This is a genomic window from Flavobacterium rivuli WB 3.3-2 = DSM 21788, from assembly GCF_000378485.1.
Taxonomy (GTDB): domain Bacteria; phylum Bacteroidota; class Bacteroidia; order Flavobacteriales; family Flavobacteriaceae; genus Flavobacterium; species Flavobacterium rivuli.
Genome location: NZ_KB899968.1, coordinates 252,685 through 272,821 on the forward strand (window position 1 = coordinate 252,685; position 20,137 = coordinate 272,821).

20 protein-coding genes are annotated in these 20,137 nt (G+C 40.5%); 9 read left to right on the forward strand and 11 right to left on the reverse strand.

All coding sequences use genetic code 11. The features are described from left to right. Nucleotides 1–585: 585 nt before the first annotated feature. The 10 genes from F565_RS0107890 to F565_RS0107935 all read right to left on the reverse strand — a co-directional run bounded on the left by F565_RS0107890 (nt 586) and on the right by F565_RS0107935 (nt 9,625). The gene (locus tag F565_RS0107890; protein WP_020212671.1) at nt 586–1,143 is read right to left on the reverse strand and encodes a cupin domain-containing protein; all 558 of its coding nucleotides are present in this window, start codon (nt 1,141–1,143) and stop codon (nt 586–588) included. After that, nucleotides 1,143–1,664 carry a hypothetical protein gene (locus tag F565_RS0107895; RefSeq protein WP_154652563.1) on the reverse strand — a complete coding sequence of 174 codons (522 nt, stop codon included), beginning with the start codon at nt 1,662–1,664 and terminating at the stop codon, nt 1,143–1,145. The genes F565_RS0107890 and F565_RS0107895 overlap by 1 nt, the downstream gene beginning before the upstream one ends. A 79-nt stretch (nt 1,665–1,743) precedes the next feature. Next, on the reverse strand, nt 1,744–2,262 hold the full coding sequence (locus F565_RS0107900; protein ID WP_020212673.1) for a hypothetical protein: 519 nt from the start codon (nt 2,260–2,262) through the stop codon (nt 1,744–1,746). 14 nt (nt 2,263–2,276) lie between these two features. Beyond that, nucleotides 2,277–3,071, reverse strand: coding sequence for a TrmH family RNA methyltransferase (locus F565_RS0107905; RefSeq protein WP_020212674.1), 795 nt, complete (start codon nt 3,069–3,071; stop codon nt 2,277–2,279). Nucleotides 3,072–3,274: 203 nt separating this feature from the next. Continuing rightward, nucleotides 3,275–4,183, reverse strand: a complete 909-nt coding sequence (locus F565_RS0107910; protein ID WP_020212675.1) for a hypothetical protein — start codon at nt 4,181–4,183, stop codon at nt 3,275–3,277. A gap of 33 nt (nt 4,184–4,216) precedes the next feature. Beyond that, entirely contained in the window at nt 4,217–5,548 is a 1,332-nt protein-coding gene (locus F565_RS0107915; RefSeq protein ID WP_020212676.1) for a DUF58 domain-containing protein, read from the reverse strand. Further along, nucleotides 5,548–6,636, reverse strand: coding sequence for an AAA family ATPase (locus F565_RS0107920; protein ID WP_020212677.1), 1,089 nt, complete (start codon nt 6,634–6,636; stop codon nt 5,548–5,550). The genes F565_RS0107915 and F565_RS0107920 overlap by 1 nt, the downstream gene beginning before the upstream one ends. Continuing rightward, the gene (locus F565_RS0107925) at nt 6,633–7,829 is read right to left on the reverse strand and encodes a DUF4350 domain-containing protein (RefSeq protein WP_020212678.1); all 1,197 of its coding nucleotides are present in this window, start codon (nt 7,827–7,829) and stop codon (nt 6,633–6,635) included. The genes F565_RS0107920 and F565_RS0107925 overlap by 4 nt, the downstream gene beginning before the upstream one ends. Nucleotide 7,830: 1 nt before the next feature. Then, nucleotides 7,831–8,619, reverse strand: a complete 789-nt coding sequence (locus F565_RS21335) for a DUF4129 domain-containing protein (protein WP_154652564.1) — start codon at nt 8,617–8,619, stop codon at nt 7,831–7,833. Nucleotides 8,620–8,653: 34 nt separating this feature from the next. Then, nucleotides 8,654–9,625 (reverse strand): stage II sporulation protein M, encoded by a 972-nt coding sequence (locus tag F565_RS0107935; RefSeq protein ID WP_020212680.1) that lies wholly within the window; start codon nt 9,623–9,625, stop codon nt 8,654–8,656. Nucleotides 9,626–9,645: 20 nt separating this feature from the next. On the opposite strand from F565_RS0107935, the gene F565_RS0107940 reads away from it, so the two are divergent. Then, nucleotides 9,646–10,389, forward strand: coding sequence for an RDD family protein (locus F565_RS0107940; protein WP_020212681.1), 744 nt, complete (start codon nt 9,646–9,648; stop codon nt 10,387–10,389). Nucleotides 10,390–10,418: 29 nt separating this feature from the next. On the opposite strand, the gene F565_RS0107945 is transcribed toward F565_RS0107940, so the two are convergent. Then, nucleotides 10,419–11,345 (reverse strand): hypothetical protein, encoded by a 927-nt coding sequence (locus F565_RS0107945; protein WP_020212682.1) that lies wholly within the window; start codon nt 11,343–11,345, stop codon nt 10,419–10,421. A gap of 209 nt (nt 11,346–11,554) precedes the next feature. On the opposite strand from F565_RS0107945, the gene F565_RS0107950 reads away from it, so the two are divergent. From F565_RS0107950 to yidC, 8 genes are all read left to right on the forward strand, one after another. Then, nucleotides 11,555–11,899, forward strand: coding sequence for a LysM peptidoglycan-binding domain-containing protein (locus tag F565_RS0107950; protein ID WP_020212683.1), 345 nt, complete (start codon nt 11,555–11,557; stop codon nt 11,897–11,899). Between the two features lie 101 nt (nt 11,900–12,000). After that, nucleotides 12,001–13,929, forward strand: a complete 1,929-nt coding sequence (locus tag F565_RS0107955; protein ID WP_020212684.1) for a muramidase family protein — start codon at nt 12,001–12,003, stop codon at nt 13,927–13,929. 2 nt (nt 13,930–13,931) lie between these two features. Continuing rightward, nucleotides 13,932–14,330: an OsmC family protein gene (locus F565_RS0107960; RefSeq protein ID WP_020212685.1), complete on the forward strand. Its 399-nt coding sequence runs from the start codon at nt 13,932–13,934 to the stop codon at nt 14,328–14,330. 142 nt (nt 14,331–14,472) lie between these two features. Next, entirely contained in the window at nt 14,473–14,967 is a 495-nt protein-coding gene (locus F565_RS0107970) for a hypothetical protein (protein ID WP_154652565.1), read from the forward strand. 185 nt (nt 14,968–15,152) lie between these two features. Then, a complete protein-coding gene (locus F565_RS22845; protein ID WP_154652566.1) occupies nt 15,153–15,497 on the forward strand; it encodes a hypothetical protein in 345 nt (114 codons plus the stop codon). Between the two features lie 81 nt (nt 15,498–15,578). Then, the gene (locus F565_RS0107980) at nt 15,579–15,815 is read left to right on the forward strand and encodes a DUF3820 family protein (protein ID WP_020212689.1); all 237 of its coding nucleotides are present in this window, start codon (nt 15,579–15,581) and stop codon (nt 15,813–15,815) included. Between the two features lie 511 nt (nt 15,816–16,326). Next, nucleotides 16,327–17,967 carry a CTP synthase gene (locus F565_RS0107990; RefSeq protein WP_020212691.1) on the forward strand — a complete coding sequence of 547 codons (1,641 nt, stop codon included), beginning with the start codon at nt 16,327–16,329 and terminating at the stop codon, nt 17,965–17,967. A gap of 48 nt (nt 17,968–18,015) precedes the next feature. Next, nucleotides 18,016–19,920 (forward strand): membrane protein insertase YidC, encoded by a 1,905-nt coding sequence (gene yidC, locus F565_RS0107995; RefSeq protein ID WP_020212692.1) that lies wholly within the window; start codon nt 18,016–18,018, stop codon nt 19,918–19,920. Nucleotides 19,921–20,137 lie beyond the last annotated feature (217 nt).

The following is a 20,137-nucleotide window of genomic DNA, read 5'->3' on the forward strand; positions in this document are numbered from 1 at the left end:
CTCATTTCCATATAGCCTTGTGCCCATCCGGCTTTAGTCGGTTTTCCTTGTGTTCTTAGTGTTTTTGTTGGTTGTGATTAACCTGGTGATCTTTGTGGTTAATCGCTTATGGGGTACACAGTTAATATAAATTATGGCGTTCTTCCAGACTTATTTCCGTACAGCCCTGTGCCTTCCGGCTTTAGTCGGTTTTCCTCGTGTCCTTAGTGTTTTTTGTTGATTGCGATTAACCTGGTGATCTTTGTGGTTAATTGCTTATGGGGTACACAGTTAGTATAAATTATGCCGTTCTTCCAGAACTTATTTCCGTACAGCCCTGTGCTCTTCTGGCTTTAGTGAGTTTTCCTCGTGTCCTTAGTGTTTTTTGTTGGTTGCGATTAACCTGGTGTTCTTTGTGGTTAATTGCTTATGGGGTACACAGTTAATATAAATTATGCCGTTCTTCCAGAACTTATTTCCGTACAGCCCTGTGCTCTTCCGGCTTTAGTGAGTTTTCCTCGTGTCCTTAGTGTTTTTTGTTGGTTGCGATTAACCTGGTGTTCTTTGTGGTTAATTATTCGTAGTTGCATTGCCCCCTTCTTTGTGTTATAACTTTTCTTCACAATACCTTTCCAGCAAATCCTTTTCAATCCCAAGCTTTACTGCACGTTTATAAAACAGCAATACAAGAGGAGAGAATAATTTAAACAACGGGTTAGTAAGGTGCGTATCGCCCCATTTAAAGGCAACGGCAATATGGTAAATGTTTTTCGGGATCTGGTTTTTGGTAATGGTTTTACCGTCGTTCACTAAGCCAAACATCATTTTTAAGAAATTCTCAAAATTGGGTTGGCCCTTAGTTAGCCTGACCCTGAAAATTATGGGTTCATCGGCATCGTTAAAAAAGCGGTGGTAATGGCCCGGGGGAACAACTGCACTTTCGCCGGGCTTTAAGTAGAGTGTGGTTGTCCCTTTTTGCAGGCCGAGTAAACCTTTTACGGCAAAGAACTCTTCGGTAAATTTAGTGTGGTAATGCAGCGGGTTGCCACCTCCTGGCGCGAGGCTAACTTCAAAAAATGTATACGCCCCACCAGTATCTGCAGAACTTTTTAGTATGGTGGTATACTCGCCGTTTATAGGGTTGTGGTAAGTTTTAGGCTGCATTACTTACATATGTAATGGCACTCTATACTCTTAAGCTTGTTGTCTTTAAAGAAAAACCACCACTCATAATTTTCGGCAAGGTCATCAGGCATTAATATAATACGTTTAAGTGCTTCCCCATCTACCGTTTCGTAATCTTCTATAAACTCCGATTCTTCGGGATAATTTTTTGTAAAACTTTTAAGAGAAGTAGTGTGGTCAAACCAGTCGATGGAAGTCGACATGTACATGTGCTTTTTCTTAGAAAAATCTATAGCCTTAAAGGTTAGCGTTCCGTTATCCAGCTCAAACGTTATGCCCCTGTAATATACCATCTTTACGTCGGGGCTTTTGCTGCACGTCTCGCCGGCATAAGGAGTTGCGGTACTGTCGGCAGCCCTGTAGCGCTCTATGAATTCGGTATAGGGCAGGGAGAGTTTTATCTTGTCGTTTATGCGTGCCTCTTCCCGCGATATGGTTTCCTTGTTTTGTGCAAACATCGAAAAAGACAGGAGTAAAAAAAGGCAGGTACTAATTTTCATGCTAATAAAACTTAAAGTGTAAAGGTAAGCATTGCTGCCCATATACTACAACGGCATTTGGTTGTGGTATGTTATAAGCCTAACACGAAAATTTGCATTCTATAATGGCAAGCTTTCCATTTTTAAAATAAAAGAACCATTCGCTGTCGTCACCCGATTCGGCAGGGTCCAGTTTTATTATTTTGTATACTTTGTCTTCGCAGTCCTGTAATGCGGCACCGGCATTTGGGAAAAGCTTTTGCACATCGGCCAGCTTTGTGTTCCCGTTAAAGGTAATGCCCTTATGTACAAAGAACAGCGGGGCTTTTGGTGCCGCGCTTAAATTAATCTCCCTGAAATTCATGATGCCGTTATCCATTTCAAACATCAGGCCTTTATAATATACGTATTCAAAACTACTATCAGCATCGGCACCACATACTTTAGAGTAATCCGGCTTTATAATACTGTCAGCTTTTTTATAAATTTTGTCAAATTCTCTCTTGGCAATTGTAAGTGTAAGTTTGTTGCTTATGGTAGCGTCATCCCACGAAATGGTTTCGGTTTGAGCAAAGGCAGGCAGGGAAAGTAAAAAAAGTAAGTAAATGAAAAATTTCATGAAAAAATAAATAATTAAATAGAGAATCCTCTTTGCCTTTTGGCCTCAAAAATTAATACGGCTGCCGCTACCGATACGTTCATGGAGTCGATCTCGCCCTGCATGGGTATTATAATATTTTGGGTAGATGCTTCGCGCCAAGGTTGGGTTAGCCCTGTAGCCTCTGTACCTACAACAAGTGCGGTAGGGGTGCTGTAATCCTGCTCATGGTAGTATGCCGAATCCTGTAATGTGGCGCAGTATATATTAATGTTATTTTCTTTAAGGTAAGCAATAACTTCTTCTGTACTGCCGGTAGCTATCTGGTTAGTAAACAGGCAGCCCACACTTGATCGTACAATGTTGGGGTTGTACAGGTCGCCTTTGGGGTCGGCTATAATAACGGCATCCAGTTTGGCGGCATCGGCGGTACGCAATAGTGCGCCAAGGTTACCGGGTTTCTCTGTAGCCTCTGCAACAAGTACTAATGGGTTAGTGCCCAATTGCAAATCGTTAAGCGATAGGCTTTTGCTTTTTGCTACGGCAATAACACCCTCGGTAGTATCGCGGTATGCCAGTTTCTGGTATATCTCGCGGCTTATCTCTATCACTTCGGCCTGCCTTCCTGCCAAGGCGCGCACTTCGGTTTCCGATAATAATTCCGGGACAAATAGTGCCGTATCAATTTCGTAGCCGCCTTTGCGGGCAAGAAGCAGTTCGCGCTGCCCTTCTATTAAAAAAGTACCGCTTTGCCTGCGTGCCTTAGCTTTTTCCTGCAAGAGCACAAGTTGTTTTATATAGGGGTTTTGGGCGCTGGTTATTTGTTTCATGAAAATGCCAATGTTGCAAAGTTACAAAGCCGCAAAGTTACATTATGTTATATGATTAATTATATGCTAATATACTATTTTGTGGTATTGTCACGCAGAGACGCGAAGACGTAAAGCTGTGCCGAAAATTGTATCTGGAAAGCAGTTGAAAAGTCGCAAAGGTTTGTGGCTTTCAGCCACTTTAGTAGATGCAATTATCAGAATTAACGGTAATCAGGGGTAGTATCGGCAGTGAGTTTGGCTATAAGTTTGTCCTGTTCTTTTGCCACGGCTTTAGTAATCTCATCTTTTGTGCCTTTGGTTTCGGTTACAATTTTTATTAAGGCTGTTGTAGGGCTGGACGGATTGGCAGCGATAAAGGCTGCAAATTCCTTAAGGTTTTCGGGATAAATGCTGTTGTCGGTTACCTCTATAGTTGGCGTGTTATCTTCACCCAGTAAAAAGCCGTATTGGTACATTCGGTAAAAATCAATAGCTTGAGGGGTTAACTTGCTGTAAGGGTGTTTGCTAATGAACTTCTCCCAACTAAGCATACGCTTTCCTACAGCATTAAACGATATGGCAATCCCGGCATCTGCCGAATATAAATTTTCATCGTCTTTAGCCAGCAGGGCAATAAAATCTTCATAATCTTCAGTAACATGGCCTTTAAATTGCGACAGGTAAAAATTGGCTACAGTGCGAATTTCTACCATGCCTTCGCCAATTTCCCAAAACTCTATACCGGCACTTTTAAGCAGTGCTTCTTTCTTAGCAATAGAGTCGGGTGCCGCTTTAGGGTTTCCACGATCGTCTGAATAATATTCGTAATAATGCTCTAAAATATTCTGCTCATTATGTTCCAGTTGCCTCATAATGCTGTCATTCTCTTTTTTGTAAGAGTCATACAGGTCATTTGCCTCTTCAGCAGATAAGGATGAAAGTTTACGCTGCACCTCCTTTTTTTTCGCCAGGAATTCAGCAATAAGCGTGGGTGTTGTGACGGCAGGTTTACTAACCGCCGTTACCGTTGCCGGTGCTTCTGTGCTTTCGGGGGCAGCCTCTATGGTTTCGTTGTCTTTTTTACACGAATACAAAAACAGCAGTGCTATTGCTAAACAGATCGTTTTCATAACCATTATTATTTTATGTAGAGAGTGTTATTGTTATAATAACCCGCGTGCCTTAATTTCCAGGTACTTATTAATACTGTCTATAGTAAGGCTTTCCGGTTTTGTAAGCACCGAGTAGATGCCATATTTGCGAAGCTCGTTTACGATAAGCCTTTTCTCAAAAGCAAATTTTTCGGCTATAACCTGGTCGTAAATTTCCTGTATGTTGGCAGCCTTTTGGTTGGTAAGCTGTTCCAGTTCTACGTTTTCAAAGAATACTACAACAAGCATGTGGCTTTTAGCGATACCTTTAAGGTAGGGCAACTGGCGCTTAAGCCCGTCGAGCGTTTCAAAATTGGTATATAAAATAATAAGGCTGCGCTGGGTAATGTTCTTCTTAACATCGGCATACAGGCGGCCAAAATCACTTTCAAAAAAGTCGGTCTTAATGTTGTACAGCGTTTCCAGTACCTTTTGCATTTGTGTAGAACGCCTCTCGGCAGCCACACGGTTCTCTACCTTGCGCGAAAATGCAAACATACCCGCTTTATCCTGCTTTTTAAGGATAATGTTGCTAAGTACCAGCGTTGCATTAATGGCATAATCCAGCAGGCTAAGCCCGTTAAAAGGCATCTTCATTACACGGCCTTTATCTATAACCATGTATACACTTTGCGAGCGCTCGTCCTGAAACTGGTTTACCATCAGCTGGTTTTTCTTGGCCGTCGCTTTCCAGTTTATGGTACGGATATCATCGCCGGATACATATTCCTTAATCTGCTCAAACTCCATAGTGTGGCCTATGCGGCGAATTTTCTTAAGACCATAGTCAAACAGCCTGTTAGAAAACGCCATCATATCATACTTGCGCAATTGCTGGTAGGATGGGTAGGTGGGCACCAGCTGGCCTTCGCCAAAAATAAAGCGGCGTGCCACGAGGCGCAGGGGGGATGATACATAAATATTTAGTTTGCCAAAGTAATATTCGCCACGCTCACGGGGGCGTAAAAAATATTCGAAAGCATCGTGCCCGCCCGCAGGCACCTTACGGATAACCTGAAAATCACGCACCTGAAACTGGAACGGGATCTCGTCTATTACCTTAAGGCGAACCGGGAAACCGTAGCCATTCTCTATTTTTAGCGTAACAGCATTTTCATCGCCGTTGCTAAATTTTTCTACCGTTTGCCTGTCGCCGGTAAAACGCTGGTTGCTGGCAAAGAGCAACAGGAAATCGATTACCAAAAAGGCGGCAAAAATATAGAGCAGCAGCCATGTGGCCTGGTACAGTGCCGGAAAAATATAAGCCAGCACAAAACATACCAGTATGCCTATAAAAACATAAAAGGTAAAATTGTTAAGGTATATGCGGTTTAGCCACTTCATTAACGTGGAATTTCTACAGTGTCTATAATCTGCTTAATGATCTGCTCGCTGCTAATGCCTTCCATTTCACGCTCCGGTGCTACAACCACACGGTGCCTTAGTACCGGCACGGCAGAATCTCTTATATCATCGGGCGTTACAAAGTCGCGGCCGCGCAGTGCAGCATACCCTTTGGCAGCATTAAGTATGGCAATAGATGCCCTTGGCGATGCGCCCAAATATAAAAAGGCGTTCTCGCGGGTGTTTATCACGATCTTGGCAATGTACTCTATAAGCTGTGGCTCTACCATAACCTGTTTTACAAGTGCCTGGTATTTAATAATGTCTGCCTGAGAGAGTACACGCTCTATTTTTTCGAGCTTGTTACGGTCCTGCAATGCATTTTCGCGTTGTAGTATCGATATTTCCTCGTCGAGCTTAGGGTAGTCTATAGTTATCTTGAAAAGGAAACGGTCAAGCTGCGCTTCGGGCAGGCGGTACGTACCTTCTTGTTCTATAGGGTTTTGTGTGGCAATAACCAGGAAAGGAGCCTCCATAGTGTAGGTAGAACCCTCTACGGTTATCTGGCGCTCTTCCATAACTTCAAAAAGGGCAGCCTGCGTTTTTGCAGGGGCACGGTTTATCTCATCAATTAAAACAAAATGAGAAAATATAGGCCCTTTTTTAAACGTAAATTCCGACTTGGAAAGGTCGAATACCGATGTACCCAAAATATCCGACGGCATTAGATCGGGCGTAAACTGTATACGGCTAAAGTCCAGCGAAAGTGTTTTGCTTAACAGCTTTGCCGTGATGGTCTTTGCCACGCCGGGTACACCTTCAAGCAGTACATGCCCGTTAGACAGTATGGCTACAAGCAACTGGTCTATCATTTTATGCTGGCCTACAATTACCGTGTTAAGCTGCTGCTTTACGGCATTGATGCTGCGTTGCAAGTTAGAAAGGTCTGTACGGGCACCAAAAGTTATATCCTCGCTTTCCGGCTCTGTGGCAGGTGGTACAGGTTTAACATCGGGGGTGGTATCCTTTTCTAAATTAATGTTTTCCGGTTGATTTTCCGGAATATTATTGTTGTCAAATTCTGTCATATCCTTAAATTTTCTATAGCGTTGTTTACTGCTGCCACATCGGCCTCTGTACTGGCAAAGTTATGGCGGTGTTTTTTTATTAGGTTTATTGCGGTTTGTATTTCTTCTACAGGTTTGCCGGTCTTAAGGTGCAGCTTTTCGGCAAAGGCATCGTCAAGGCTGTACGTATCTATAAGGTACTCTGTGCGCACCTGTTCTAAAAAGTAAATTATTTTTTTCTCTATAATAGTATGGTGGTCGCCCTCCATAAAGTAAAGGTTGCCTATGGTCTTGGCAAAATCTATAGTAGTATTGCGCAACGGGGCAATTTCCGGGATAATGCGCTGCTTTCTTTTAGCGTTAAAAAATATAAATACGGCAAGCCCTAAAAGCCCAAGGTAGTAGGCCGCCTTAAGGGCAGGCTGTTTTAATATGTAGCCTAACGGCGAATCGTTCATGGTGCTTGTTGCATTGCCGTCCTGCCAGTAAAGGGTACCGCGCGGTATTAGCGACACTACGTCCTGGGTATACTGGTAATGGTTGCCCTTAAGCAGGTAATAATTACTAAAAACGGCAGGCTGTGTATGCAGCAGTATGCGGCCATTGCCAAAGGGCACCTCTATAAAATTAGGCAGTTTTTTGCCGTTGTCTATCTGGTAGCCTAATATTTTTATACCGCTTTCTTTTATTTTCTGGGGCGTAAGGCTGTCAAAAAAAGTAACGCCAACCCCTTCATTATACCAGTATTTTTTTGCAGGCGATTTTTGCAGGTTAAACTGTATAGAGTCGCCAAAGAAACGCGATTCGGCATGTAAATCAAGTGTATCTGTAATTTTTTGCGGGAACTGTTTCATGCTCAGCACAACCGTATTGCCATAATCGGCAAACGACAACAGCTCTGTAGCCGACTGGCTGTCTATTTCATCAACTTCGCTAATGGCTAAAAAGGTACCCTTTATGGTATATTTCTCGGTATCATAGTCGTATTTTTCATCAAAATACTCGTAAGGTGTAATCCTGAATTTCTCGATGCTGTCGCCTTTAACTAAACCGTTCACTTCCTCATTAAACACATAAAGCCCAAGCGGAGCCTTTGCGCTGGTAGAATAAGTGGGTGTCCAGTCTATAGGATCGGGGCTCGATGCATCGTCATAAATAAGCAATCCTGCAATAATAACCACTATGCCTATATAAAGTATGAGTTTCCTGTTCATTTTATAAGGTGTTTAGGGTTTTCTTAAACGATCGTTCGGCTTTAGCAAATGACCTTTCATCTATAGGGAAATCGCCATACCAGCTGTGGTCATACACATAGGAGAGGTACTCAAAATCCCTGCGCAGGGTAGTGTCTTTTATTTCATACAGGTAATCGTTGTTGGTCTTGTCGCGGTCCCAGCCAATAATTTCGCGGTACGACAGCATTTTTAGCACCCATAAATAGTAGTAGCGCAGTGCCAGCCTGTAATTGCCGGCTGCTTTTGTTTCTTCTATAAGCTGCTTAAAGTCGGTTTCATGGATGTTTACAGCTTCGTGCTCATCATTGTCAGGGCCTATTTTGCCGCGCGAACGTCCAAAAATCCACATCCCCTGTTTGTTAAGGATAAGGCGTACAATAAGGTATACCACAAACCCTATGATACCAAAGGCTGCTACTTTAAAAACAGGACTAAGCCATTGCAGGTTTACATTGCTTTTCTTTTTACTACCACCAAAAAGCCATTCTAAAAAGCGCTGCCATAACGACTTTTTAGCCTCCTGCTCTTTGTATATAAAATCTTCGTCATCATATTTTTTCTGGTAACCCGGCGCAAAGCTTCGTTTGCCATAAACGGGCGCTTCATAAATAACAGCGGGGGTTTTGGGTTGGTTAAGGGTATCCGCTATGGCAATATCAATATCAATATCTGCCATAGGCGGCGGATCTGTCAGCGTATCCTCAGTTCCCTGTGCCATGGCACACAAGGAACTGCAAAGGAGTAGTATGTAAAGTATAAATTTGTTCAAGGTTAGGTTTGTTGGTGTGGCGTGTATTGTTGTTTTATTTAGCAGGCTGAGCAATCCTTTTATTTACCTTATAAGGGTATATAAGATAGTAGTAGGTAATTGCTGCAAGGGTTATTAGTATAATGGCAATGTTAAGAACGCGTGGCATATCTGGCGAATAGCGGGTTACAAAACCCTCCAGCACACCGGCGGCAAAGGTAAATGGCAGGGTGCTTACCCATATTTTAAGACCGCTTTTAAAGCCTGTTTTAAGCGACTCTACTCGCGAGAATGTTTTAGGGAACAATAAGGCTGCGCCAAAAATAAGCCCGGCGGCACACTCCATTACCATCCCAAAAATTTCCATGCAGCCGTGTATCCAGATACCGCGAACACTTTCCCAAAAGACTCCTTTTTCGTAAAAAAAATACTGGAAAGACCCAAGCATTACTGCATTTTGAAACAGGAAATACATGGTCATGATACCGCCTGTAATCCCGAAAATGAACATATAGGCACCTACTTTTAAGTTGTTTAGCGTTATGCCTATAAAGCTGCCCACGCTGCCACCGCTTTTATAAACGGCTACGGGGTTGCCCTCGTCTATATTTTTAAGGGTCATGTTTACATACTCGTCGCCCAGGATAACGCGCACAAAGTTTTCGTCTTTACTGGCAGATAGTACACCTATTGCCGTAAAGATAAAAAACATGATAAACGCATACAGCACGTAACGCCTGTTGTTGTAAACAATTAAGGGAACTTCGGTTTTAAAAAAGTAGGCCACCCTGTTAGTTTCCTCACGCTTAGTCTTATATATTTTTTGATAGGTAAGTGCGGCAAGGTGGTTAAGGTATATAACCGTTTTACTTTTAGGGTAGTATGTTTGCGCATACGAGAGGTCGTTAACCAAATGTATGTACAGGCTTGCAATTTCGTCAGGATTTTTTTTAGCTTTACCAAAAATTGCCTGCTCAAATTCGAGCCATTTTTCTTTATTTTGTTTTATAAACGCAACTTCTCTCATACATAGCTAAAATATAAAATATGCCACAACTATCTATAACAACTACACAAAATGTTAACATTAATTTTAATACGGCAAACGTAGGCGAGCGCGTAGTGGCTTACTTGCTTGATGTGGTGGTGATTGCGGCCTATTATTTTGTGGTTTATTTTTTAATAGGACAGCTGCTGGATGTTACCCGTATGGTAAATAACCTGGACCAGTGGGCAATTATAGCCATTAACGGGGTTGTATCGCTGCCTGTTTTGTTGTATACCCTGCTGCTGGAAAGCTTTTTTGAGGGGCAAACCATAGGAAAGCGCATCATGAAAATTAAGGTTATTAAGATAGACGGCTACCAGGCAGGCTTTGGCGATTACCTTATAAGATGGCTTTTTCGCATTGTAGAAGTTACCGGATTAATGGGGCTTGTGGGCTTAATAGCCATGAATGTGAGCAAAAAGACCCAGCGCATAGGCGACATGGCTGCGGGCACGGCGGTAATATCTCTAAAAAATGATGTTACTATTAACCATACTATCCTGCGCGATATAGGCAGCAACTATGTACCGGTATATCCGCTTGTTATTAAGCTTAGCGACAACGACGTGCGTATTATTAAAGAAACTTACGAAACCAGTTACCAGACTGCCGACTTTGATATGATACTTAAGCTACAGGAAAAGATAGAAAATGTAACAGGGATAAAATCTACCAGCCTTAATGCCACCGCTTTTGTAGATACCATACTTAAAGATTATAACTACTACACGCAGAATATGTAGGAGGAGATTTTTAGATTATAGATGATGGATTAAAAGGTATAATTTTTTAAAACAGTTTTCTTTTTAAGCTCAATTATATCTTCAATATAGTTACCATATACAGGGATGACTTCATTACCCCTAATTTCGTAATATGGCGCAGGGAAATTTTCTTTTACCCAATCCTGAGAAGTATCAGTAGTTAGTATTTTAATTGGCTGCCTGAATTTTATTATTTCAGGGCTAAGAATTTCAGAAGCATTAAGTCCATCGTATAAAAAGGGATTGTAAGGAGCTGCCCATCGACCATCTTCTGTTTTGTAAACATCTGTAAACTGGTACTTTACCAGTACAGGCTTCCCACATAAATCTGCAATATAAAGTAGCAGTATATCATAATTATACATGGAGGCAATGCCATTGTGGCTGTAAACTTCAAAATTGATAATGTCTTTGCTAAAATTTCCATGCACATTTTTCAGTACTTTATATTCAGCATTGTATTTAGAATCGAAAGCAACCACGTTAGGACAATTAGCTGTGTTTACACGCGTTAATTTTAATTTTTTTGCTACAACAATATTTAATTTTGGATGGGCTTCATCACACTTTACATTCTCTAAGCAAGGTACCGGCTCTAAAATTATAAAGCTGCTCTTTTGTTGAGCCAAATCTGCTACTCTAAATTTTTTTGAAATATAATTTGGACTTATAAAATATAGCGAATCGTTCATGTAAGCTTTAATTTTAAATTTTCCGTTAACATCAGTTTTTGCAACATACTTTCTATTGTCATAAATTTTATTAATCGTTTTTATACTGGCATATTCAGTTTCAGCATACTTAGATAATGTATCATTTAATACAACAAGAACCAGATTGCTTTTACCTTCAGTAGCTGCGTTGCCTTTAACTACAATTTTAGAAGAGCATGAACAGGATATAACGGCAAGCAAAACAATTAGAAATTTTATCATTGTTTAAAATATTCATTTTAGGGATGTTAGCAATATTATAAAAATCGGGTAATAATTTTTGGAAGTGACTTCTTACATACCCGTAAATTTAGTAAGATTAATCTTTACCAATTGATTTTTAACATGTTAAAGTTAAATATTATTTAAAATTTAAATAATTTAATCATAAATTAGCTTTAGAGGAATGCGAAAAATTAACGTGATTGAGTATGAGAAAGAAATTGTTAGTGTTAGGCGTGGCTATTTTTTGTAGCTATTTTAGCGCAGTTGCGCAAACGGAAAAAGAGGATGACGTAAAGCAGGAGAACGTAGTTTCCCACAAAGTAGAAATGGGCGAAACGGTAATGCTCATAGCAAAAAAGTACCGCACCACGCCGGAGAATATTTACGACCTTAACCCGGAGGCAGTACATGGCATAAGCTACAACACCGTTTTGCAAATACCTGCCGATAAGCGTTATGTAGCAAAAGATAAAGCTAAAAAAACGAACAGGATTAACAATGATGCAGTTTATAACAACGGCCACCAAACAGCCAGTGTGCCAAAGGGATAATAAAAAAACTGTTTTAACTTAAAATTATGGGGTTTATTAATGCAATTAGCCGTTACAAAAACTAACTTTGTAGCGGCTTAATTTTTGTTAAAAACTGTTGTATGAAATACATTTTAATTTTATTTTTTTCGTTGGCATTGCTTTCAACCCCTGCTTATGCTCAGGATCTTAAAAAACACAAGGTAGCTAAGGGCGAGACTGTAGTGAGCATTGCAAAACAATATAAAATTACACCTTACGATATTTACCGCCTTAATCCCGATGCCAAGAACGGGCTTAAGCTGGATAGCGTGCTGCTTATTCCTAACAATCCGGTAAAACCGCTTCCTGCAAATGCTGCGGTTAAAGAGCCTGCTACAAAAGTGGTGAACACCACCCACGAAGTACTTGCTAAAGAAACCCTTTACAGTATTGCAAAAAAATATAAGGTTACCGTTGCCGACCTTGAAAAAGCAAATGCCGACTTACTTAAAGACGGGCTTAAAAACGGCCAGCACCTTATTATACCTGTAAAAGGCAGTGGGGTAGAGGCACAGGCTAAAATTGCCGAAAAGCAACAGGATAAAAAAGGCGAACCGTCTTACATGTTCTACACCGTTGCTGCCGGAGATACCAAGTATGCCATTGCAAAAAAATACGGCATGACCGTGCAGCTTATAGAAGAGCTTAACCCGGCTGTTAAAGATACTTTGCCATTAGGCTACAGGCTTAAACTGGCTAAAGACGCTGTTATTGCCGAGGCTAAAGTGCCGGAACCTGCGGCTACGGCTGCTGTAACTGCGGCACCCCAGGCAGATAAATACATTGATTATACCGTAAAGCCTAAAGAAACCCTTTACAGCCTTACTAAAGATACCGGCCTTACAGAGCAGGAACTTTACACGCTAAACCCCGCGCTTAAAGATGGCGTTAAAGAAGGTATGGTGCTTAAACTTCCGGTGGCATCGGTACCGGTGCAGGGCGTTGGTGCAGTGGTTAACCTTAACAGTACCTTAAAAAAATCAGATACAAAAGAGCTTGCCCTGCTGTTGCCGTTTAATATGTACCGTATAGAGAGCGATACCGTTAAGGCTAAATTATTGCGCAGTGATAAATTCCTGAACCTTACGTTAGATTTTTATGCTGGAGCACTTATAGCAATAGATTCGGCTAAAACACTTGGGCTGCCGCTTAAGGTTAAAATACTTGATGCCAAAGAAAATTCTAAAACATCGGATGTAGCTACCCTTAAAAGCGGGTTAACAAGTGCCAGTGCTGTTATAGGCCCGTTCTTTCAGGGTAATGCAGAGAGTGCCGCAGCTTTACTGCCGGGCATCCCTGTAATATCGCCTATGGCAAAAGAGGGCGGTAAGCCGTACCCTAACCTGTACCTGAGTATACCAAGCGACGAAAACATGCGCCTTGCCATGCTTAGCTACCTGCGCAGCAAGAACGGTAATGTTGTGGCAATTGTAGATAAAAAGAAAACAAGCTCCCGCGATTTTATAAAGGCTAACTTCCCCGAAGTTAAATTTTTAGACGGTATAACCGGAGATGGTATTCGTGCACTGCTTGTTAAAGATAAAACCAATTATGTAGTACTGGATACCGAAGCATTAAGCTCTGTAACCGGTGTTACCAAATTGCTTACCGAGGCACAAACTGACTTTACAATTCAGCTTGCTGTATTAGACAAAAGCGATAAGCTTGATAATGATGAGGTGCCGCTGGAAAGGCTTATTAAGCTAAAAATGCTGTACCCGTCTATTACCCGCGACGATGATAATGCCCAAAGCCTGCTGTTCCGTAAAATTTTCAGGGAGAAGAACGGTTATAACCCGTCGCAATATGCAGTACGTGGGTTTGACGTAACGTTCGATGTTATCATGCGCCTTTTCCAGCCTGAGGGTATTGCGGCTACGTTAGAGGGTAAATCGTCGGCACAGGTAGAAAATAAATTTGCCTACAATAACGTAAACGGCGGCAACTATAATAAAGGAGTTTATATATTGCAGTATGACGAAGGCATGCTGGTAAAAGAAGCACAATAATCATGACATCAAAAGTAACCTACCTGGGAGATTTAAGAACCTCCTCTATACACCTGCAATCGGGCAGCGAAATAATATCCGATGCGCCACTTGATAACAATGGCAAAGGCGAGGCATTTTCGCCTACCGATACTGTGGCAAATGCCCTGGCAAGCTGCATGCTTACCGTTATGGGTATCAAGGCCCGCGACATGGGTGTGTCCTTAACAGGGTCTGTAGCCGAAGTAACAAAATCAATGCAGGCAGAACCCCGCAGGATATCGGGTATTAAAGTGGTGTTTACCATGAAAAGCGATGCCGATGAAAAAGCTAAAACCATATTACAGCGTACGGCACTTACCTGCCCGGTACACCAAAGCCTGCACCCGGATATAGTAAAGGATGTAACGTTTAACTGGTAAAAGACAATCTTTCACTGAAATATAAACAAGGAAATCCTTGTTAAACGATTCTTAAAATACCTATTTATAGGTATTTTTTTTTGGTTTTAACATTCTTAGATTTGAGTTAACCAATTCAATTATAGTAATTAAAACCTTACTTATGAAAAAATCACTCTTTGTAATATTTTTATTATTAAGCTTTTCCTGCAATACTTCGTTCATAACAGCAACCATAAGAAACAGAAATGTTTACAAAACAAAATCTAATCTTCGCGTTAAAAAGATTTATAAAATAGATCGACCAGTGACAGATCCAAGGGATTTTATAATTTCACCTAACGGAGCTGTAAACGCTACAAAAAAAACGACTGTTACTACTACAGAGCCAGCCGTAGAAAGTCCAATCTATTTAAGAGAACAATTAAAACTGAGGAAAATAGTTACGACTTCAACAAGTACAAATCCACCATCATCTGTTACAACTACATCTACAACAGCTTTTATGGCTTTTAACGGCAATTCTAAGTCCAAAGTTTTAGTTACTGAATACGTGGATATTTCAAATCAATCAGAAAATAAATTTATTCGTTATAAGGTTTTGTCTGACGAAGGCGATTTTAAGTATATAAAATACTATCTGGATGCAAATTCGTAACTGATACTATAATAGAACTTGGTATAGAAAATGCAGAATCGAAGCCTGAAAGTTATATTTATAAGGTATCCAAAAAAGAATTAGAGCCTAATACGCATTATTTAGCAAGTAGTGCATTATTAGGTAAAATTGTAACCTTACCTCTGAAGATCAGAAAACAATACTGGGATAATAATAACAAAGTTGTGGAGGGTACATTATCTTTAGGTTATAGTTTTGGATGGAAATATAAAATAGGTAACCATCCTTACAGGTCGCATTATGTTTCAACAATTCTATACGCAGCAGGAATTAGTCAACAAAAATATTTCAGTATTGTAAAAGATTCGATTACATTAAAACCTGTAGCAGGAATCAAATCTGATGAATTTGCAATTACCTATATGTGCTTCGGTGTGACTTATGAATATGAAAAATTTAATATTGGAATTTTCACGGGTAAAGATAAAATGTTCGGTAATTTAAATGATTGGGCATATCAGAACAAGTGGTGGTGGGGACTTGGAATCGGATATGATTTGTTTAAATAATTAAACTATTTACTTCGAAATTAAACTCATTAATTCTATATTTATATACCTTTGCCCCTTAACCATAAGGGGCAATTTATTTTGGACGACCAGCAAAAATTCTTAATTACACTCGCACATACAAAGATGCCTTTTGGCAAATATGAAGGCCGCTTTCTTATAGACCTGCCCGAATATTATGTAGTGTGGTACCATAATAAAGGTTTTCCTAAAGGTACGCTTGGGTTACAATTACAGCTTGTTTATGAACTTAAGCTTAACGGGCTGGAAAGCCTGATACATAATATAAAGAAACAATATCCTAAGGGCGTTAAGTGATTATTAATTGCTTAATGTAGCAATTGGTGGGTGAGGTTTAACCGTAGAGACGCAATGCTTGCGTCTCCCACAAGAATTGAAAATGATCTGGTAGTGATGTTTTTCCCGAGCTCATTTTAACCAAATTAAGCTATTTCTATAAATATCCCACTTCTCCGAAGCTGAAATGCTTATTATATAATCAGGATACGTAAATGACGTACTGTCATTTAAAATTTACCATACTTTATCATCTCATCAATAAATTTGAGCCATCAGCGACACATTGCCATGTAATGTTAAATTTTCTTAACGTGGTATAAAATTTGTCAGGTAAAATATATGGCCGGGTTTATAACCCGTAAGATAACATGGTATGCAGTATTTTTAGAGTATTGCGGCAACTTGTTTATTTTTAAAATGTTACATTAAGTAATTGTTACATGGGGTATTTCCTTTTGCAATCAATTAATTTTCGTACTTTTGCCAAGTTTTTTACAGAACTACAACACAACAACAACAGCATACCATAATGAATCAGACAAAGTATATTTTTGTTACCGGAGGTGTTACATCTTCCCTGGGCAAGGGAATTATAGCGGCTTCGCTGGCAAAACTATTGCAGGCCAGGGGATACAGGACAACCATTCAGAAGTTTGACCCCTATATTAATGTAGACCCCGGCACGCTAAACCCTTACGAGCACGGAGAATGTTATGTTACCGACGATGGTGCCGAGACCGACCTGGACTTAGGCCACTACGAGCGCTTTTTAAATGTGCCTACATCTCAGGCTAACAATGTTACTACCGGCAGGGTATACCTTTCGGTGATAGAGAAAGAACGCAGGGGCGAATTTCTTGGTAAAACGGTGCAGGTTATACCGCACATTACCAACGAAATTAAGGAGCGCATGCAGCTCCTGGGCCACACCGGCGATTATGATATTGTAATTACAGAGATAGGTGGTACGGTAGGTGATATTGAGTCGCTTCCGTACATAGAGTCGGTTAGGCAATTAGTTTGGGACCTTGGGGAGAGCAACAGTATTGTTATTCACCTTACCCTGGTACCGTACCTTGCAGCAGCAGGCGAACTTAAAACCAAGCCTACACAACACTCGGTTAAAACATTAATGGAGAGCGGTATTAAAGCCGATATCCTTGTGTGCCGTACAGAACACGAATTATCATCTGACCTTAGGCAGAAACTTGCACAGTTTTGCAACGTTAAGCGCGAGGCGGTTATACAAAGTATAGATGCATCTACCATTTATGATGTGCCTAACTTAATGCTGGAAGAAGGCCTTGACAGGGTTACCCTTAAAAAGCTTGACCTTCCTGAAAAAAACACTCCCGATTTAAAACCATGGAACGAGTTCCTTTTCCGACTTAAAAACCCTAAGCATACTGTAAATATTGGCCTTGTGGGTAAATATGTAGAGCTTCAGGATTCGTATAAGTCAATTCTTGAAGCGTTTATACATGCAGGTTCGGCTAACGAAACTAAGGTTAATGTAATAAGCATTCATTCAGAATATATAGACGAAGATAATGCTGCCGATAAATTTAAAGGTCTTGATGGTATTCTTGTTGCACCGGGCTTTGGTGGCCGTGGTATAGAGGGTAAAATAGAGACTGTTCGTTATGCAAGAGAGAATGGTATACCTTTCTTTGGTATATGCCTTGGTATGCAAATGGCGGTTATAGAATATTCCCGTAATGTTCTTGGCTGGAAAGATGCCAACTCTACCGAGATGAACGAGCATACTGCTTACCCGGTTATCAACATCATGGAAGAGCAAAAAACAATTACCGATAAAGGCGGTACTATGCGCCTTGGTGCATGGGCGTGCGACCTTACCACAGATACCCTTGCGAGTTCTATATACAGCGGGCAGCCGCAAATTATGGAGCGCCACCGCCACCGTTACGAGTTTAACAGTGCTTACCTTGAAGATTTGCAGGGTGCAGGCTTAATAACAAGTGGTGTTAACCCCGATACCGGCCTTGTAGAGGTTATAGAGCTGGCTGAAGAAACACACCCATTCTTTATAGGGGTACAATACCACCCGGAATATAAAAGTACAGTAGCTGCGCCACACCCGTTATTTAAAAGCTTTATAAAAGCAGCGGTGCAAAAAAAAGTAGGTAATACCGAAGTAAAAGCATAATTACGGCACAACCGTAAACGCATAAAGTGAATCAATTTTAAAAACTAAATGGAAGAAAAAAAGTTAGACTTAAAAACCATTGTAGGCTTTGGGCTTATAATGTTGTTGCTGTTATGGATGATCTATAACTCATCTGCAAAAACAGAAGCAGAAAACAAAGCTAAGGCTAAACAGGAGCAACTGGACAAAGCTAAAAAAACGCAAATACCGGAGCAGGCTTCTGCATCAGTTGTTAAAGATTCCACTATAAGCGATTCGGTACAGGTGGCACAACTAAAAAGTTCCTTAGGTGCTTTTGCCTACAGTGCTACACTGCCATCTGCCAAAAATAATTTTACAGAACTTAATAACGATGTGCTTTTACTGCGCATTGCTAATAAGGGCGGTTATATTGCAGAGGCTAACCTTAAGAATTTTGAACAGTTTGAAAAAGGTTCTAACAAAAGGGTAGAGCTTATAAAAGATAATAACGCCAGTTTTAACCTTCAGTTTAAAACTAAAGACAACCGTGTGCTTAATACTAAGGATATGTATTTTGAGCCTGTTGTTACTAAAGAAGGCGAAAATCAGATACTTACCTTAAGGCTTAAAGCAGGGCCTGAGCAGTATTTAGAGTATCGTTATACACTTAAAAAAGACTTTATGCTAGATTTTTCTATCCGTACGCAGGGCCTTTCTCAAATAGTGGATACCTCTAAACCAATAGATCTTGAGTGGCAGCTAAAATCATACAGGAACGAAAAAAGTGTAAGCTATGAAAGCCGTTATACAGATCTTGTTTATGAATTTGAAGGTGGTAAAGACGATAAGCTGGGCCAGGGTAAAGATGATAAAGAAACTGTAGATGATGTAACGTATGTTGCTTTTAAACAACATTTGTTCGTATCGATACTACTTACTGATACTCCTTTTAAAACTGCCGACCTTACCTCTGAAAATCTTGTTAAGGAAGAAAAGACCGACACTATTTTTACTAAAAACTTTACAGCTAAAATGCCTCTTGCTTACAAAGGTGGAGAACTAAGCTATAACATGAACTGGTATTATGGCCCGGCCGATTATAAAATACTTAACGACTACAACCGTAACCTTGATGAGGTTATACCACTGGGTTGGGGTATTTTTGGCTGGATAAACCGTTTTGCGTTTATACCGCTATTTACATTCCTTGCTAAATTTTTACCTTACGGTATTTCTATTATAGTGTTTACTATAATAATCAGGTTGTTAATGTCTCCGGTAACGTACAAATCATACCTGTCTCAGGCAAAAATGAAAGTGCTTCGCCCGGAAATTACAGAGCTTAACGAGAAGTACAAAAAAGACCCGATGAAAAAACAGCAGGAAACCATGAAGCTGTATACCACGGCAGGCGTAAACCCTATGGCAGGCTGTTTACCGGCGGTAATGCAAATTCCGGTGTTCTATGCACTATTCCAGTTCTTCCCGTCGTTCTTCGATCTTAGGCAGCAAAGTTTCCTTTGGGCAACCGATCTGTCATCTTATGATGTTGTATACCGTTTTCCTAACGGCATCAGGATTCCGTTTTATGGCGACCACGTAAGTTTGTTTCCTATACTTGCCTCTGTAGCTATCTTCTTTTACATGAAGATGACATCGGGCGACCAGAGTATGGCTGCACCACCGCAGGAAGGCATGCCGGATATGAGCAAGATCATGAAAATAATGATATACATATCGCCACTAATGATGCTTGTATTCTTTAACAGTAACCCATCGGGCTTAAGTTTATATTACTTTATATCAAACCTTATTACAATAGGTATTATGTATGTAATTAAAAACCACATTGTAAAAGAAGATAAGATACATGCCCTTATCCAGAACAACAAAACCAAGCCTAAAACACAGGGCCGTTTTCAGCGAAAAATGCAGGAGATGATGGAGCAGGCACAGGAGCAGCAAAAAAATAAGCCGGCCGGCAAAAAATAATTTCTTAAAAAGCACTCTCCGGGGTGCTTTTTTTATAGTAGTTTATGGTAAAATATTAATGCTGCCATTTGATTATGTATTATGTTTCAATTGGGATTATATGTCACGCAAAGTCGCGAAGCCGCAAAGTTTAAAACGGAATATTTTTTGTGGAAGAAGCGACTGTTAAGTCGCAAAGCTTTGCGACTTAACAGTCGCTGTTGTTCCAACTTATTAA